The organism is Streptococcus sp., assembly GCF_041802885.1.
In the GTDB taxonomy this organism is placed as follows: Bacteria; Bacillota; Bacilli; order Lactobacillales; family Streptococcaceae; genus Streptococcus.
The window spans coordinates 1-16,665 of sequence record NZ_JBHCHN010000061.1; the positions used below are offsets into that span (position 1 = coordinate 1).

The following is a 16,665-nucleotide window of genomic DNA, read 5'->3' on the forward strand; positions in this document are numbered from 1 at the left end:
AACTGTCCCACCTCGGTCAAGAACCTTGGCCACGACTGCATAGATCATCTCTGTCTTACCAGCCCCTGTCACTGCATGTACCAGACTGGGGCGTTTCTCATCAACTGCCTGGCAGAGGGCTTGAGAAATCTGATCTTGAAAAGGGGTTAGCTGCCCCTGCCAGTTAAGGGATTGCTGACGAGGAAAGTCTTCTTGAGGAAAATAATAGAGTTCCTGGTCTGACCGCACCCGCCCCAGGAGAATACATTCCCTGCAATAAAAACTACCATTTGGCAGCTGATTCTCTTCTTCATAGGGGCTGGCACAACGTGGGCAGGCTCTTTTGTCCCTAAGTGGTAAAACTCTTGCTAGCTGGCGCTGGGCTTCTGTTAGCTGGTATTTGGTGAAAAGTCTACCGTAATAATCTTGTAAATCATCCATCACCTATTCATTCGCAAAAAGACTTGCGAAGCAGGAAAAAAATTAGTAGAATCAAGCTATGAAAGAATATATAACAATCAAGGAAGATGGTATGGTTGAGGAGGAGATCAAAAAATCTCGCTTCATTTGCCACTTGAAACGGGTTAAAACAGAGGACGAAGCCAGAGACTTTATCCACCGTATTAAAAAGGAACATCATAAGGCCAACCACAACTGCTCCTGCTTCATTTTAGGAGAAAACGCGGAAATCAAGCGATCTTCGGACGATGGGGAGCCTTCTGGAACAGCAGGCGTGCCTATGTTGACAGTTCTGGAAAAGCAAGGTTTGACAGATACCGTTGCGGTGGTCACCCGTTATTTTGGGGGCATCAAATTAGGAGCTGGTGGACTAATTCGGGCATATGCTGGTAGTGTGGCCAAAGCCATTGATGAGATTGGAAAGGTCTTGGTCAAGGAACAGGAAGGCATCTCGATTACTTTGAGCTATGCCCAGTACCAGGATTTTGCAAGCTGGCGAAGCAAGCATGGCCTTGAGGAATACGACACCCAGTTTCTTGCTGAAATCCAGACAACCTTGTACACAGACAAGGACCAGCTGGATGGGCTCTTGGCGGATTTGGAGGATTATTATCGTGGGAAGGTAAAGGCTGAACGGACAAAGAGTCGGGTTGTCGAAATTCCCCTGCATTAAAAAAGCCTATCAAAATGATAGGTTTTTTATATTTTACAAAGGTTCTTAGGCGGAGTATACTGGAGGAAATAGAAAATGGAGGTGCCGCATGGCCATTTATAACAATATCACTGAACTAGTGGGAAAAACCCCAATCGTTAAACTAAATCGAATTGTCCCTGAAGGAGCTGCGGATGTCTATGTGAAACTTGAATCTTTCAACCCAGGATCATCTGTCAAAGACCGGATTGCACTCGCTATGATTGAGGCAGCAGAGGCAGCAGGTATCCTCAAACCAGGTGATACGATTGTGGAACCAACTAGTGGTAATACAGGTATTGGTTTGGCCTGGGTTGGTTCTGCTAAAGGCTACAAGGTCATCATTGTCATGCCTGAAACCATGTCCATTGAACGTCGGAAAATTATTCAAGCTTATGGTGCCGAGTTGGTCTTGACACCTGGAGCTGAAGGGATGAAGGGTGCTATCGCCAAGGCAGAAGAAATTGTGGCAGAAAAAGGAGCCTTCTTACCTTTGCAATTCAACAATCCAGCCAATCCTGCCATCCACGAGTCCACAACTGGTGTGGAAATCTTGGAAGCCTTTGATGACACTGGCTTGGATGCCTTTGTTTCAGGAGTTGGTACTGGCGGTACCGTTTCAGGTGTTTCCCATACTTTGAAAAAAGCGAATCCAGAAGTCAAAATCTACGCAGTAGAGGCAGATGAATCAGCTGTCCTTTCTGGTGAAAAACCTGGCCCACATAAGATTCAAGGGATTTCAGCCGGCTTTATTCCAGAAACCTTGGACACCAAAGCCTATGATGGAATTGTGCGTGTCAGCAGTGACGATGCTATTTTAACAGGACGTAGCATCGGTGCCAAGGAAGGATTCTTGGTGGGTATTTCTTCAGGTGCGGCTATCCATGCTGCCATCCAGGTCGCCAAGGAACTGGGCGCAGGTAAAAAGGTCTTGGCTATCTTGCCAGATAATGGGGAGCGCTACTTATCAACAGCACTCTATGAGTTTGAATAAATAGAAAAAGGAGAACCCTAGTTCTCCTTTTTCTATTGTAAAAAGTCTTTTGCTTCCTTAATCCATGAAGGTAATTGTTTCTCAAGGGGGGTGAAGCCTATCTTATGGCGTTCATTGGTAAAGCGGTGGCGGCGCGGAATAGCTTGTTTTTCCTCTTCTAAGGTGCGTAAGGAAAGGCTGGCCTTACCAGTAAATTCATCATAATCCACCACCTGAACCAGGACTTTTTGGCCCACTTTGAGGATATCATGGATATTCTCGACAAAGCCTGTTTTGATTTCTGAAATGTGAATCAGGCCTCTGGTTTGGTTGTCCAAGTCCACAAAGGCACCGTAAGGCTGGATACCTGTGATGACTCCTTGGATTTTATCTCCGATTTTCATCTTCATTAGTCCTCAATGTCGACACCCAAAATGACAACGTCCTCGATGGGTTTGTCTTGGGCTCCAGTTTCAACGGCTGCAATGGCATCCAAAACCTGGAAAGAGGCCTCATCCATGAGATGACCAAAAACGGTATGGCGTTGATCCAGGTGAGGGGTTCCGCCATTTTCTGCATAGAGGGCTGCAATGGGGGCTGGCCAGCCACCACGTTCCAATTCCTTGGCGGCATATGGAAGCTTGCTGTTTTGGACGATAAAGAACTGGCTACCATTGGTATTTGGGCCGGCATTGGCCATGGAGAGAGCACCACGAAGATTGAAGACTTCCATTGAAAATTCATCTTCAAAACGGTCACCATAGATGGAGCTGCCACCCATACCTGTACCGGTCGGGTCGCCACCTTGAATCATAAAGTTTTGAATAATACGGTGGAAAATCACACCGTCATAGTAGCCATCCTTAGAAAGGGCTACAAAGTTGGCAACTGTTTTCGGAGCCTGTTCAGGGAAGAGTTGAATCTTCAAGTCTCCGTGATTTGTTTTCACTGTGGCTACTGGACCTTCAACACTTGTCAGGTCCACTTGTGGGAAATGCAATTGTTTTTCTACCAAACCGAGTTCCTCCAGGGCATACAGGATGCCGTCTTCTTCTACTGTTTTTGTTACAAAGTCTGCCTTGGCCTTAAGAGCCTCATCCCCGTTGCCCATTGCAACAGAGAGGCCAGCATAGTCAAAGAGCTCCATGTCATTTGGCCCATCACCAAATACCAAGACATTCTCAGGCTTGAGATTTAAGGACTTGAGTACATGATCAACACCTGAGGCCTTTGAAATGCCATTTTTGATGACATCGGATGAATTGGGGTGCCAGCGAACCAGGCGAACGTCCTTGAGCAATTCTTCCGATAATTGGAGTTCATCACCCTGATCCTCGAAGGTCCACATATGATAGACCGCCGAATGTTTATAAAACTCGGGGTCAACCTCAACTTGTCCATATACGGGGCTGATGGCCTGATCGACCAAATCTATGCGTTTGGAGACTGCTGGTTGTTGTCCACCTGCAAAGCCAAATTCGATGCCGACTTCATGGCACCAGTTCACATACGTCTCGATGACCTCAAGAGGCAGGGCATCGGTGTAAATTTCATGGCCTTTTCGGTCAACCACATAGGCTCCGTTGATGGTGACAAAATAGTCCGGCTCTAGGGCCTGAATCTCTGGAACAACACCATAAGGTGCACGTCCTGAAGCCAAACCAGTCACGATGCCTTTTTTCTTCAGAGCGGCGAATACTGTCTTGATGGACTCTGGCATAAAGCCTGTATCTTTGATGCGCAAGGTATCATCTATATCGAAAAAGACTGCTTTGATTTTCTTTGCCTTGTATTTTGTTTTTGCGTCCATAAGTCTCCTAATTTCTTCTGTTTTTGCTCAAGTTAATAGAATATCATCTCTGATATTATACCATTATTCTTCATCCTGTGCTACCAGCCCATGTTGAAAGGCGTAGACAACTGCCTGTGTGCGGTCACTCACTTGTAGTTTGGATAAAATATTGGATACATGGGTCTTGACCGTTTTAAGAGAAATATAGGACTCATCCGCAATGCGTTGATTGTCATAACCCTTGGCCAGAAGGGCCAGAATATCGCGCTCACGGGCAGTCAAATCCTCATGCAGGGCAGGGTGCTTGCGGTAGTCTTCTACCTTTTTCTCTACCTCTGTTTCGATGGCTAGCTGGCCCTTGGCTACCTTGCGAATGGCTGCCAAAATTTCATCTGCGCTGGAGGTTTTGAGCATATAGCCTCTTGCCCCTGCTTTTAGGACGGGATAAATTTTTTCATTGTCCAGATAAGAGGTCAGGATGACGATTTTGGCCTCCTTCCATTCTTCGAGGATGGCAAGGGTTGCTTCTACTCCTGTCATTTTTGGCATGACCAAATCCATGACAATGACATCTGGCTGGATGGCAAGGGCCTTTTCCAAGCCCTCTTCCCCATCGTCTGCTTCTGCAATGACTTCAATATCGTCATGTAAATTCAAAAAACTTTTTAGACCTAGTCGCACCATCTCGTGGTCATCTACTAGCATTACTTTAATTTTTGACATTCTTGTCTCCTTTTTCTGAGGCGTCGGCATCTTCTCCGCCATTTAGTAATGGGATACGGATATCAATGGCTACTCCTTTATTAGGGGCGGTTCGGATTTTCAGGGTCCCTGCCAAATCTTCAACCCGCTCTTGGATATTGGCCAAGCCATAGCTCAGCTCCTGCTCTTCATCCTGGACAAAACCAACTCCGTCATCCGTCATTTTGAGCTGCAATTCTGTCTCAGACTGGATCAGGTAAACATCCAGGTGCTTGGCATGGGCATGACGGAGGGTGTTGCTGATAATTTCTTGAGCAATCCGAAAGAGATGTTCTTCCACCAGTTTGGGCAAGTCACCCACTTCATGTTTGAACTGGACTTGGATATTACTTTTATCACTGACTTCTTTTAGAATGAGTTCAAAACCTTCTACTAAGCTTTTGCCATCCAATTCACTAGGCCGTAAATGCAAGAGTAGAATCCTTAAATCACGCTGGGCTGTCTCAATCATTTGCTTGACGGTTTGAAGCTGCTGGTTCATATTTTCTGGAGAGATGCTGGCTAAATTGCTGGTCAAGCCCGATAGAATCATGCTGGTTGCAAACAATTCTTGGCTGACCGTATCATGTAAGTCTCTGGCAATTCGCCGGCGCTCATCTTCCACAATTTCTTCGCGTTTCACCAAGTCTTGATTATCAATCATCTGCACTTGTCTAGTCAAGCTAGTTACTTTTTCCGACAACTGAAGCAAAAGTTGGTCCTCATCTGCTGTTGCTCGAATGCTCTTGTTTTGCAAGATAGCGCGAAGATTTTGTCGCATCCCTTGCGTCGCTAAGATATTGGATGTCTGCACTAAAATGATGAGGAAAAAGGTCAAAATCACAATGAGCAAGATAAGGGTAAAAATGAGTTGCTCCGTTGAGATCCAAAGAGCGAGATCAAGAACAGAATAGTTGAGAAGGGGTAAAACTGCTGCCAAAACCACAAAAACCATAACGGTTGCATACCAGGCTAGAAGAAAGACGGTACTTTTTTTCATCATACGCGAATCACCTCCACATCACCAAAGAGGCAATTGACGACTATCTTGACCCGTTTATGCGATTCCTTATAACCGGGACTGGAAATGGAGAAACTTTCATTACGCAGATCCCAAAAAGAAAGATTTAAGAAGCGAACTCGGCCATACAGACTAGAAGCGGACAGGGAAACTTCTACATCAATAGGAACAACAATCTTTGTCCGACCAAAAGTCTTGCGAATAACGACAATATTGTCTCGACCAATGAGAACTCCTTCATCCAGGTCCACAATATCATTTCCAAAAAGGCGGATAATATTGATGTCTTCAAATCCATACTGGTCCTTGGTATGGTCTTGATTGCCAAACCACTGGGTTTTCTCACGCCTAGCTTCTAAAGGCTGATCATCCAAGAGAATGTGGGTATACTGATTCTTCTTTTCATAGCGAGAAAAGAAGTTGATAATCATATAGACTGAAATCAAGAGCATGCCAAATATGAAATAGGGATTGAGCATAAAGACCAGAAAAAAGAGACCGCTAGCGCTGACTAGTAGAAAATCAACTCCCTTCCCACCCATCAAATAACGGACTAATAACAGAAGCATGGCAAAAAGGAGGATGGCTCTAGCCCCCTCATTGGCCAGAATGTCAAAGAAAGCCATCATAAAAATGACTGTTTCAATCAAAATAAAAAACTGTACTTTCCTCATGCGCGAATCCTTTCCTACTTATTGTACCAAATTTTAAGCTTTTTTCCTCCTACTGAAGTAGTAAAAAAGAAAAAGACAAACACCAAAAGCGATGTCTGTCTACAATCTGAGGCATTTACCAAATAACGAACTTTTTTACTTAGTTACCTGAGGGAACGGTAGTTTCAGTCGTCTGTGTCCCTTGATTACCATTGGATGAGGCAACTGATACGTAGAGAGTGACTGTTCCTTCAATTTTACTTCCCGCAGCTGGATATTGGCTGATCACCATATCTCCTGTTGCGCTCGTGTGAGAGGGATCCTCTACTTTTTCAATAGTGGAAACAGAAATACCTAGGGCTTGTAATTGTCTTCTGGCTTCAGCATAACTCACGCGCATATAGCCAAAGTCTGGCATGGTGATAGCCGCACCTTTGGATACTTGGATATTAACAGTGGAATTCTTAGGAATTTTACTACCATTAACGGGGTCAGTTGCAATGACAAGGCCGTTAGCTACACTGTCACTATAGACCTCGCTAACCTCTCCGACTGTGAATCCTGCTGAGGTTAATTCTGACTTGGCAGTCTCTAATTTTTTGCCAGCAACATTTGGGACTGCTACAGTCTCTACACCTTTTGATACGACGATATTGATGGTACTGCCTTTGGCTTTGGAGCTATTGGCTGCTGGATCTGTTGAAATGACCAAACCAGCGGCTTGACTATCACTATTTTCTTCCGTCACTGCACCAATCTTAAAGCCTAGAGATTCCAATTCTGCCTTGGCAGTTTCTAACTCCTTGCCTGCTAAATCTGGAACGGTGATTACCTCCTCCATAGCAATGACGATATTGACCTTACTTCCCTCACGCTTAGAAGTATTGGCTACTGGATCAGTCCTCAGAACAGTCCCTTCTTTCACTTCAGAGGAGGCTTCTTCTGTTACAGTTCCAACGACCAAGCCGGCTGATTCAATTTTTTCCGTTGCCACCTTTAAAGTTTGCCCCTTTACATCGGGCACCATGACTGTATCTGGTGTATTGTAGAGTATGGCGATTACGGCTGCCAAAATCAAGACCAGGGCCCCAATCAAAACTTTGTAACGGGTTCGCATCCGTCGTTTGGTTTTGAGATTTTTTGGAGCTGAAGGAGTTGGAGTGACCTTCTTATTTTCCACATTGGGTTGAGGACGCTTAGTCTCAGGCGCCACCTGAGATAATTTAGGTAGGGTTTTAGTATCTACCTTATTATCTGCAAGGACAACCCGTTTTTCATTGCGGCGTTCAGCTGATAAGGCTGAAGCCAAGTCCGTATACATTTCTGCTACTGTCTTATAGCGGTCTGTTAATTTTTTCGCTGTCGCTCTGAGAACGATATTTTCCAAGGCTTGAGGAACCTCAGGGTTACTTTCTCTTACAGAGGGGAGAGGTTGTTGAAAATGTTGGAGGGCAATGGTCACCGCACTGTCTCCATCATAGGGAATTCGACCCGTCAACATTTCAAAGAGGATAATCCCCATGGCATAGATGTCACTTTGAACTGTAGCCTTGGAACCACGGGCCTGCTCAGGTGAGAGATAATGAACTGAGCCCAGCATGGAGTTAGTTTGGGTCAAGCTAGTTTCTGCAAAGGCCACCGCAATTCCAAAGTCTGTGACCTTGGCAGTGCCATCCTTAGTTAAAAGGACATTCTGTGGTTTTAAATCACGGTGGACAATCCCCCTTGTATGGGCCATTCGCATGGCCAGAAGGATTTGCCCCATAATCCGGACTGCATCCTGATTAGAGAGGGGAGCATTTTCTTTGATGTAGCGCTTCAAGTCTACACCATCCACATATTCCATAGCCAAATATTGCTGGCCATCTTCTTCCCCGATGTCCGAGATGCGAACAATATTGGGGTGGTCCAATTCCGCCATGGCTTTTGCTTCCCGTTGGAAACGCTGAATAGCTATCTGGTCAGTCTGATAGTTGGTCCGAAGCACCTTCACGGCCACTTCTTCACCATCTAAAATCAAATCCTTTGCCAGATAGACATCCGCCATCCCGCCACGGCCAATCTGTCGAATGACACGATAACGATCTGCAAATATCTTTCCTATTTGAATCATGGATTAGCCCTCCTCTGGCAAATGAAGAAGTGCTACTGTAATGTTATCTGTTCCTCCGGCATTGTTGGCAAAACGAATCAAACTTTCTGCCTTATTCTCAAGCGGAACATCGCTCACTAGAATATCGCGAATGTCTTCCTTAGAAACCATATTTGTCAGACCATCACTGTTGATCAGCACATAATCTCCAGGCTCAAGGGTTTTGATTGCGATATCCGCTTCAACTGGATCGTGTTGTCCGATGGACTGGGTAATGATGTTCTTCTGTGGGTGAAGGCGGGCTTCATCTTCTGAAAGCTGGCCGGCACGTACTAAAGCTCCAACCAAGGAATGGTCGCTGGTCAGTTGGGCATATTCGCCATTTCGAATCAACCCAATGCGGGAATCTCCGACATGGGCATAAATCATCTGTTGATCGATGACAACAACTGCTTCCAGAGTTGTTCCCATTCCTTTGTATTCATCCGTTTGCCCCAGTTGGTAAATCTTTTTATTTTCTTCTTCTAAGACAGCTACCATCCACTCACGAACATCATTGAGGGTGTGAAGCTGAGTATCTACCCAGCTGGCACCAAGGTCTGTCGCAGTCATCTCACTGGCAATATGGCCGGCACGGTGACCACCCATTCCATCGGCCAAGACAATCAGATCAATGCCTGCCCGATTGGTATAACGGTTTACGTAGTCTTGGTTGTTGGAACGTTTTTGACCAACATCTGTTAATAGTGCAATTTCCATATCTATATCGCTGACGAAGCAGCTTCCTCCTCTAATCTAAGATTTTCTTCTAACTTGACTGATGAAAAAGCCATCTGTCAGATATTGTTCTGGTGTAATGACGATACAGCCATTTTGAACGATATCAGAACATTCATGTGTCAAGGCAACTGGTTCAAAATTGGGATGACGGTCCAGGAACTTGGCAATCACATCCTGGTTTTCCTTGCGCACAATCGTGCAGGTACTATAGGTTATTATACCACCTTTTTTAAGACTTTGGCAAACGCTGTCCAAGATGGCCAGCTGGATTTCTTGAAGTTGGTCAAAATCTGCCGATTCTTTATTGTACTTGATATCCGGTTTTCGTCTCATCAGGCCTATCCCTGAACAAGGAGCATCGACCAGAATTTTATCAAAACGGTCTGGTCCAAAGGTTTCCGCAACCTGACATGCATCTAATTTCTGTGTTTTTACCCGATTAGCCAGACCAAGTCTATGGGCATTTTCTTCAATCAAGGTCAACTTGTGGTCATAAAGGTCCAGGGCTGTCACTTGACCACTTGTTAAATAGGAAGCGATGTGGCAGGTCTTGCCTCCTGGCGCAGCACAAGCATCCAGGACTTCCTCCCATCCCTCCAGCTGGAGGGTCGGAGCCACTAATTGACTGGTTTCGTCCTGGATGGTGATGAGCCCCTCCTTGAAGGCCTGACTGCCAGCAAAATGACTGCTGGCCTTGACCAGACCAACTGGCGAAAGGTCCGATTTCTCAGCACTCAGGGCTTGGGCCAACTCATCCACTTTTGATAAATCGGTTACTCGGACACTGGCCTTATTACGGATGAAGAGGCTAGCTAAGATAGCTTCTGCCCGTTCCTGCCCATATTCCTCTATCAGGGTAGCAACCAGCCATACGGGGGCTGAATACTGAACAGAGAGGCGCTTGTTTTTCCGCTTGATCGCAGCTATATCTGGCAGGGGCTTGTTCAAGAAAGCTCGCAATATCGCATTGACAAACTTCTCCGCTCCGCGGCCCCGCTTGGCCAGATTGACAGCCTCGTTGACAATGGCATGGTTGGGAATCTTATCCAGATAGAGAATCTGGTAGAGACTGAGCATGAGAAGATGGTAGACCCAGGAGTCCAGTTGATCTCGGTCTGCTATTTCATGGGCTAAATACCATTCCAGCGTAATCTTTCGCGCGACTGTCCCATAGACCAACTCTGTCACCAAACTTTTATCTGCCTGGGAGAGTTGGCTGGACTGCAATTCCTTATTGAGGGCAATATTGGAATAGGCTCCCTTTTCAAACACTTCTTGAAGAACCTTGAGAGCTACTCCACGCGCCCTTTCTTCTTTCTTATTGACCAAAGAAATCACCTACTTCAAGCTCGCGTCCAGCTCCATTCAGAAAATCAACAATGCCCATCTTAGGCTTGCCAGCTGGCTGAACTGTTTTTAGGGACAAGGCCCCCTGACCAGTACCAACAATCAGCTCCTTTTTGGTCTTCACCAGAACTTGGCCGGCAGGGCCTGAGCTTTCTGTCAGACTGGCCTCATAAATCTTAAAACGCTGACCCTGCCAGTAGGTATGGGCGACTGGCCAAGGATACATGCCCCGAATCTGGTTAAAGAGCTGGCGGGCTGATTTGGTCCAATCCAACTGTTCTTCTTCGGGCTTGATATTGGGAGAAAAAGTGACTTCATCTGGATTCTGGGGCACAGGAACTAGGGCACCAGATAAGTAGTCTGGCAGGTTCTTGAGCAACAAATCTCTGCCCACAATAGCCAGTTTTTCAAAAAGGGTCCCCACATTGTCACTGTCTTCAATGGGGATGCTATCGCTGGCGATCATGTCCCCTGCATCCATCTCCTTGACCATCTCCATGATGGTCACACCAGCCCGCTCATCCCCATTGATGAGGGCGTAGTGGATGGGAGCTCCTCCTCGATACTTGGGCAAGAGGGAGGCATGGACATTGACCGCAAAGTCAACAGAATCCAAGAGTTTGGTTGGCAAAAACTGACCAAAGGCAGCTGTGACAATCCCGTCCGCCCCCAGGGCCATGATGTCTGCCATTTCCTGACTGCCTGATAGTTTTTCCGGCTGATAAATCGGCAAGTCATGGGCCAAGGCCACTTCCTTGACCGGGGTCATCTGAATCTGGCGCTTGCGGCCCACTGCTCGGTCAGGCTGGGTCACCACTGCCAAGACCTGATAGCCGCCATCGGCCAAGATTCCTTCCAAAACCGTCGCCGCAAAGGCTGGCGTTCCCATAAAAATAATCTTTGTCATTGTTTCCTCGTTGTTTTTTCTATCTTACAATTATACCATTTTTCCTAATAATTTCCTTAAGCCGGGCTTATGGTCCATCTTGGTCTGAAGATGAAAAAGAGTTTGGGACAAAAGTAGTTCCAAGCTCTTTTATACTTGTTTTAGGTACTTATAGCGCAGTGGTTGAGTGGGCTCTAACAATCTGGGAGAGTGAAACAGTTCGGGGAACTGTTTCAGCCCGAGCCTAGATATGTGAAGTGAGGTAAAGAGGTCGGAAATGAAACAAACGGAGTTTATGTCAAAATGCGCTGATAAATCAGCTTTTATAGCCCTATACGATTGATGCGAACAAGTTCGCTTTATCTCCAACCTCAAACTGTCTCCCAGACAGTTCGAGCTATGCGGAGGTGGGAGTTCAAAAGGTCTGGGAGACCTTTTGAAGTGGGAGATATCAGCTGACGGTAGTCAGCTCACATCATTCAAGGTCTGGGGAGAGACCGTTTTAGGTCAACAACTGGAAATAAAGACTTGTTGACGAAATCGAATTTCTTCGAAATTACCGATTTCTGTCCCACTCTCACATCACATTTTGAGGCTCATGATCGATACTGAGACGCAGGTCCTTGTTTTCCTTGCCCTGAGACCAGTCCAAAATGGCATTAAGAACAGCTTCCAGTCGGTCTTCCCGTCTATACTTGAGTAAAATCTGATAGTGAAAAAGGTTGTGGGTTCTGGCAATAGGTTTAGGGGTTGGTCCCAAGATTTGGATCTTATCTGACAAATTTTCCCGTAAAAAGCCAAGGATTTCGTAGGCCTTTTTGATGGTCAAGTCCTCCGATGCATGGGACAGGGTCAAGCCGACCGTAAAGGTATAGGGCGGATAGGCCATGCTTCTGCGAATCCCCATCTCATACTCATAGAAACCTTCATAGTCCTGTTCCTGGGCAAAACGGATGGCATAATGATTGGGATTGTAGGTCTGAATCAGGACCTGGCCTGGTTTTTCAGCCCGACCTGCTCGGCCTGCTACCTGGGTCAGAAGCTGGAAGGTCCGCTCGGATGAACGAAAATCTGGCAAATTGAGGGCCGTATCTGCATTGAGGACACCAACCAGGGTAACATTTGGAAAGTCCAAGCCCTTGGCAATCATCTGGGTTCCTAGCAAGATATCGGCTTCACCTTGTCCAAAGGCCTGGAGCAGATTCTCATGGGAACCTTTCTTGCGAGTCGTATCCACATCCATGCGCAGAATCCTGGCATCTGGAAAAAGGTCCTGCAATTCCTCAAAAGCCCGCTGAGTCCCCGTTCCATAGTAACGAATGGAGGAGCTGGAACAGGAAGGACAGATCCTAGGAATAGCCTTTTGAAAACCACAGTAATGGCACTGCATGGACCGAGTATCCATGTGAAGGGTCAGAGAGATATCACAATTTGGGCATTCGTCCACACTTCCACAATCCCGACACATGACAAAGGAAGAATAGCCGCGCCGATTGAGCAGGAGAACAACCTGTTCTTTTCGATCTAGGGTCTGGCGAATTTTCTCTAGTAAAACTGGGGTGTAATTGCCATTTTCCTGCTGACCCAGATAATCCCTAAAATCCACTACCTCAACCTGAGGCAAGAGGGCCTGGGGATTGGCTCTCTGGGTCAGACGGAGCAATCCATAGAGACCCCGACTGGCCCTGGCCCTAGTCTCCAAACTCGGAGTGGCAGACCCTAAAACGAGGGCAGCCTTGTGGTATTCCGCTCTTAACTTGGCGACTTCCCGAGCATGATAGCGGGGATTGCTTTCCTGCTTATAGGTCGCTTCATGTTCCTCATCGATAATGATGACTCCAATATTTTTTAAGGGAGCAAAGATAGCTGAGCGAGCCCCGACAACAACACGGGCCTGCCCACTCTCAATCTTGCGCCACTCATCATACTTTTCCCCATCGGACAGACCCGAATGAAGGATGGCAACCTGTTGGCCAAAGCGGGAAACAAAACGACGGGTCACTTGAGGCGTCAAGGAGATCTCAGGCACCAACATGATGGCCGTTTTCCCTTTTTGGAGAACCCCCTCAATCACCTGCAAATAAACTTCCGTCTTGCCGCTCCCTGTAACCCCCTGCAAAAGGTAGGTTTGGGCCTCATGACCAACCTGTGACAAAATCTCTCTTTGAGCAATTTCCTGTTCAGGGTTGAGAGCTAAGGGCTGGCTAAGCTCCACCCCATCGAAAAAGGCCTGCAGACGGCTGACTTCCTTTTCCCAAACCTCAATCAAGCCATTTTCCTGGAAAAAGCGAAGAATATCGGCAGAATAGCGTTCTCGTAGATGGGAGAGAGGAAATTCTCCCACCTGGCCCAGCAATTCTTCCTTCAATTCCAACCGTTTCTTAGCCCTGGCTGAAAATTCCATCTTTTCCAAGGCTGGCTGACAGACCCGGTACCATTTTTCAGTCTTGATTTGTTTCCGATCTGTGGCCACATACTGGGAAAGAATATTTTTTTTCTGAATCTGACTGATGGCCAAGGCCTGCTGCTGATCACTCAGGTTGGAATAATAAACCTGCTCAGCCTGCCCAAAAATTTGCCTTGCCAAGTCATCAGAAAGCCCCTCTCCCTTTTTGAGCAACTTATCATAGGAGGAATTAAGGAGATTGGGGAGCATGGCCTTGAGAATGGAAATTTTGTAAGAAAAGACCGTTTTTCGCATCTGATCAGCTAACCAGAGTTGTTCCGTCGTCAACACAGGGGAAAAATCCAAGATTTCAGCAAGAGGTTTTAGACCTTCCGACCCAGACTCTTCATCCAATCCCACAACAATCCCCTGTATCAGTCGGTTACCCTTACCAAAAGGTACATGGACCCGCTGACCCACTTGAACCAAGGATTGAAATCTGTCTGGCACCAGGTAGCTAAAGGGTTTGTCCGTCTGAAAAAGTGGTAAATCAACAATAATCTGAGCCTGCATGTCTTCCTCCTTTCAATCAGATATTGGGGTCTTATGTGAACTTCACCAAAGATCTCTGTCAAAAACAAACCCAGCCGGAAGTCCAACTGAGTTCGCATCTGTCTTAAATTTTTTCGCCTTCTTCTTTTTCCTTAGCGATTTGAGCCTTGATTTTGCGCTCTTCTTCTTCGCGGCGCAGGCGCTCTTCTTCTGCCCGACGGCGAACTGCTTCGCGTTTGGCTTCTGGGTCTGGGTGAATAACCACGTTGCCTGCTTCAATCTCTTCCAAAGCACGAAGGGTTGACTTTACAGAAGTAAATTCTTGAGTTGGCTTGGCACCAGCTTCCAATTCATGGGCCCGCTTGGCCTCTAAAATCACCAGGGAATACTTAGATGGCACTTTGTCCAACAAGGTATCAATGGAGGGTTTTAACATCATAATCTTCTTACTCTTTTCTATCCAATCTTAACGAACACTAACTTGCTCATTGATCATTTCATCATAACGACCGATGACACGGTCCACACGAAAATGCTCTGCTTCAATGATTTTCTTGACCCGCTCAGCAGCCAGGGAAACTTCATCATTGACCACCGCATAGTCGTACTCCCGCATAAGGGCAATCTCTTCTCTTGCCTTAGCAATCCGCTGGGCAATGACTTCCTGGCTATCTGTTCCACGACCAACCAGGCGGTCATGCAACTCTTCCAAATCTGGCGGAGTCAGGAAAATGAAGACCCCATCTGGCACTTTTTGTTTAACCTGGAGAGCTCCCTGAACTTCAATTTCCAAGAAGACATCTACTCCGCGGTCCAAGGTTTTATTGACATAGGTCAAAGGAGTGCCGTAGTAATTGCCGACATATTCAGCGTATTCGAGCATCTGGCCTTGGCGAATCAAGTCTTCAAATTCTTCACGGGTGCGGAAGAAGTAATCCACTCCATCCACCTCACCAGGACGTTGAGGACGAGTCGTCATGGAAACAGAGTATTCAAATTTATTGTCAGAGCTTTCAAAAATTTCCTTACGGACAGTGCCTTTGCCGACACCAGATGGGCCTGAAAAGACAATCAGTAATCCACGTTCAGTCATGACATCTCCTTCTCAATCTTTCTACTTAGTGTACCAGAAAAAAGCTGATTTTTCAAGTTTCGATTCAGATGTTTTTAAGTTTCCTATTTTTAGGAGGGATTTTTTCTTTCGAATTGCCCTTGAAGAGCGAACCTTTCCTCAGCAAAAAAGAGCAGGCGACTAAACTAGGCACCATGCTCTCCTTTTCATTATTTAGGAGGTGACAAATTATCCAGACTGTTTATTCAGCTGGCGGATAAATATAGCTAATAACCTCCCCTTCAGAGGCAATTGGGTTAAACCATCCTCGGACATTGGTTGGGGTGGAAATTCCTGCATAATTGGACTCAATTATTTGGATATACCCATCCTCACGGACCTCGGTGACATAACCGACATGGCCATAGCCACCATTTGTCCAGACAATAATGGCTCCAACCTTGGGTGTCGTTCCAACTTCGAAACCTGCTGCAGTTGCACTCGCAGTCCAATCCCCTGCATTTCCCCAATAGTTCATCACCCAGGGAGCCATTTCCTTTGCTCCCCACGTACACTGACCCCATGGATAAGTATTTTCTGTATATTCAACCGTTACTTCTGAAACCAGATTATGAGACAGGACAGTTTCAACTGTCGAAGCTTCCATTATAGCTGTTTGAATCGCACTCGTGTCAATAAAATCAACAGGGCTAGTTTCTGCAGAAACCTCTTGTCCAGCAAAACATACTGCTCCTAATAGGGCCACTCCGCTAAATACAAGTGTTTGTTTTAAATTCATTCAATTTGTTTCCTCCTTCTCTGATGAGGTTCTATCTTATACGAATAGGCTTTCAGAGACCTTAAAGAAAACTTAGGAAAAACTTAATTTTTTTCGCTCTTCCTTAACAAAGATTTGAATTTTGTATAATTGATTTTGTCAATTTTTAATCTCTTTCCATTTGGAAAATGGCTTTAGCCAACCAGGCATTGCCTTGTAAGAATACACTGATACAGCACTCAAAAAAGACTTGAGATAATCATCATCTCAAGCCCTTTAAAACTTTTGGCTCTATAATTTCTGTAGTGGGTAAATCCACCATGGAGATTATGGAGCTTTTTTGAGTGTATACAAAAAGTCCCATATGACCTATAATGAAAAGCGACCAAACTATCATTAGAAAGACTCATATGGAACAATTAAATTTTATCACAAACTTACTAGGAATAAAAGACCCAAACATCACTATCTTAGATTATCAGAG

General features: G+C 45.9%; 15 protein-coding genes and 1 pseudogene. 2 read left to right on the forward strand and 14 right to left on the reverse strand.

The window, feature by feature from the left end; all coding sequences use genetic code 11:
* Window positions 1–420 (reverse strand): annotated as a pseudogene (locus tag ACEYCN_RS07795) (DNA/RNA helicase); the annotation flags it as partial.
* Between the two features lie 58 nt (window positions 421–478).
* Here ACEYCN_RS07795 and ACEYCN_RS07800 point away from each other — a divergent pair.
* Both ACEYCN_RS07800 and cysK read left to right on the forward strand, forming a co-directional pair.
* The gene (locus tag ACEYCN_RS07800) at window positions 479–1,111 is read left to right on the forward strand and encodes a YigZ family protein (RefSeq protein ID WP_373713723.1); all 633 of its coding nucleotides are present in this window, start codon (window positions 479–481) and stop codon (window positions 1,109–1,111) included.
* Window positions 1,112–1,199: 88 nt separating this feature from the next.
* On the forward strand, window positions 1,200–2,123 hold the full coding sequence (gene cysK, locus ACEYCN_RS07805; RefSeq protein ID WP_373713724.1) for a cysteine synthase A: 924 nt from the start codon (window positions 1,200–1,202) through the stop codon (window positions 2,121–2,123).
* 32 nt (window positions 2,124–2,155) lie between these two features.
* Here cysK and ACEYCN_RS07810 read toward each other — a convergent pair whose 3' ends face one another.
* From ACEYCN_RS07810 to ACEYCN_RS07870, 13 genes are all read right to left on the reverse strand, one after another.
* Window positions 2,156–2,506: a S1 RNA-binding domain-containing protein gene (locus ACEYCN_RS07810; RefSeq protein ID WP_373713735.1), complete on the reverse strand. Its 351-nt coding sequence runs from the start codon at window positions 2,504–2,506 to the stop codon at window positions 2,156–2,158.
* A gap of 5 nt (window positions 2,507–2,511) precedes the next feature.
* Window positions 2,512–3,912 carry a bifunctional Cof-type HAD-IIB family hydrolase/peptidylprolyl isomerase gene (locus tag ACEYCN_RS07815; RefSeq protein ID WP_373713725.1) on the reverse strand — a complete coding sequence of 467 codons (1,401 nt, stop codon included), beginning with the start codon at window positions 3,910–3,912 and terminating at the stop codon, window positions 2,512–2,514.
* A 63-nt stretch (window positions 3,913–3,975) separates the two neighbouring features.
* On the reverse strand, window positions 3,976–4,617 hold the full coding sequence (locus tag ACEYCN_RS07820) for a response regulator (RefSeq protein WP_373713726.1): 642 nt from the start codon (window positions 4,615–4,617) through the stop codon (window positions 3,976–3,978).
* The gene (locus ACEYCN_RS07825; protein ID WP_373713736.1) at window positions 4,604–5,635 is read right to left on the reverse strand and encodes a sensor histidine kinase; all 1,032 of its coding nucleotides are present in this window, start codon (window positions 5,633–5,635) and stop codon (window positions 4,604–4,606) included. Before ACEYCN_RS07825 ends, ACEYCN_RS07820 begins: the two co-directional genes overlap by 14 nt.
* On the reverse strand, window positions 5,635–6,330 hold the full coding sequence (gene liaF / locus ACEYCN_RS07830) for a cell wall-active antibiotics response protein LiaF (protein ID WP_373713727.1): 696 nt from the start codon (window positions 6,328–6,330) through the stop codon (window positions 5,635–5,637). The genes ACEYCN_RS07825 and liaF overlap by 1 nt, the downstream gene beginning before the upstream one ends.
* A gap of 139 nt (window positions 6,331–6,469) precedes the next feature.
* Window positions 6,470–8,422 carry a Stk1 family PASTA domain-containing Ser/Thr kinase gene (pknB, locus tag ACEYCN_RS07835; RefSeq protein ID WP_373713728.1) on the reverse strand — a complete coding sequence of 651 codons (1,953 nt, stop codon included), beginning with the start codon at window positions 8,420–8,422 and terminating at the stop codon, window positions 6,470–6,472.
* Window positions 8,423–8,425: 3 nt separating this feature from the next.
* A complete protein-coding gene (locus ACEYCN_RS07840; protein ID WP_373713729.1) occupies window positions 8,426–9,160 on the reverse strand; it encodes a Stp1/IreP family PP2C-type Ser/Thr phosphatase in 735 nt (244 codons plus the stop codon).
* Window positions 9,161–9,196: 36 nt separating this feature from the next.
* A complete protein-coding gene (rsmB, locus tag ACEYCN_RS07845; RefSeq protein WP_373713730.1) occupies window positions 9,197–10,510 on the reverse strand; it encodes a 16S rRNA (cytosine(967)-C(5))-methyltransferase RsmB in 1,314 nt (437 codons plus the stop codon).
* Window positions 10,500–11,435 (reverse strand): methionyl-tRNA formyltransferase, encoded by a 936-nt coding sequence (gene fmt / locus ACEYCN_RS07850; RefSeq protein WP_373713731.1) that lies wholly within the window; start codon window positions 11,433–11,435, stop codon window positions 10,500–10,502. Before fmt ends, rsmB begins: the two co-directional genes overlap by 11 nt.
* Window positions 11,436–11,991: 556 nt before the next feature.
* Complete coding sequence (locus tag ACEYCN_RS07855) at window positions 11,992–14,373, reverse strand: primosomal protein N' (protein ID WP_373713732.1); 2,382 nt, start codon at window positions 14,371–14,373, stop codon at window positions 11,992–11,994.
* Window positions 14,374–14,476: 103 nt separating this feature from the next.
* The gene (rpoZ, locus tag ACEYCN_RS07860) at window positions 14,477–14,791 is read right to left on the reverse strand and encodes a DNA-directed RNA polymerase subunit omega (RefSeq protein WP_018166017.1); all 315 of its coding nucleotides are present in this window, start codon (window positions 14,789–14,791) and stop codon (window positions 14,477–14,479) included.
* A gap of 27 nt (window positions 14,792–14,818) precedes the next feature.
* Window positions 14,819–15,445, reverse strand: coding sequence for a guanylate kinase (gene gmk / locus ACEYCN_RS07865; protein WP_373713733.1), 627 nt, complete (start codon window positions 15,443–15,445; stop codon window positions 14,819–14,821).
* A 220-nt stretch (window positions 15,446–15,665) separates the two neighbouring features.
* Window positions 15,666–16,202 carry a CHAP domain-containing protein gene (locus tag ACEYCN_RS07870; RefSeq protein WP_373713734.1) on the reverse strand — a complete coding sequence of 179 codons (537 nt, stop codon included), beginning with the start codon at window positions 16,200–16,202 and terminating at the stop codon, window positions 15,666–15,668.
* Window positions 16,203–16,665: the final 463 nt, after the last annotated feature.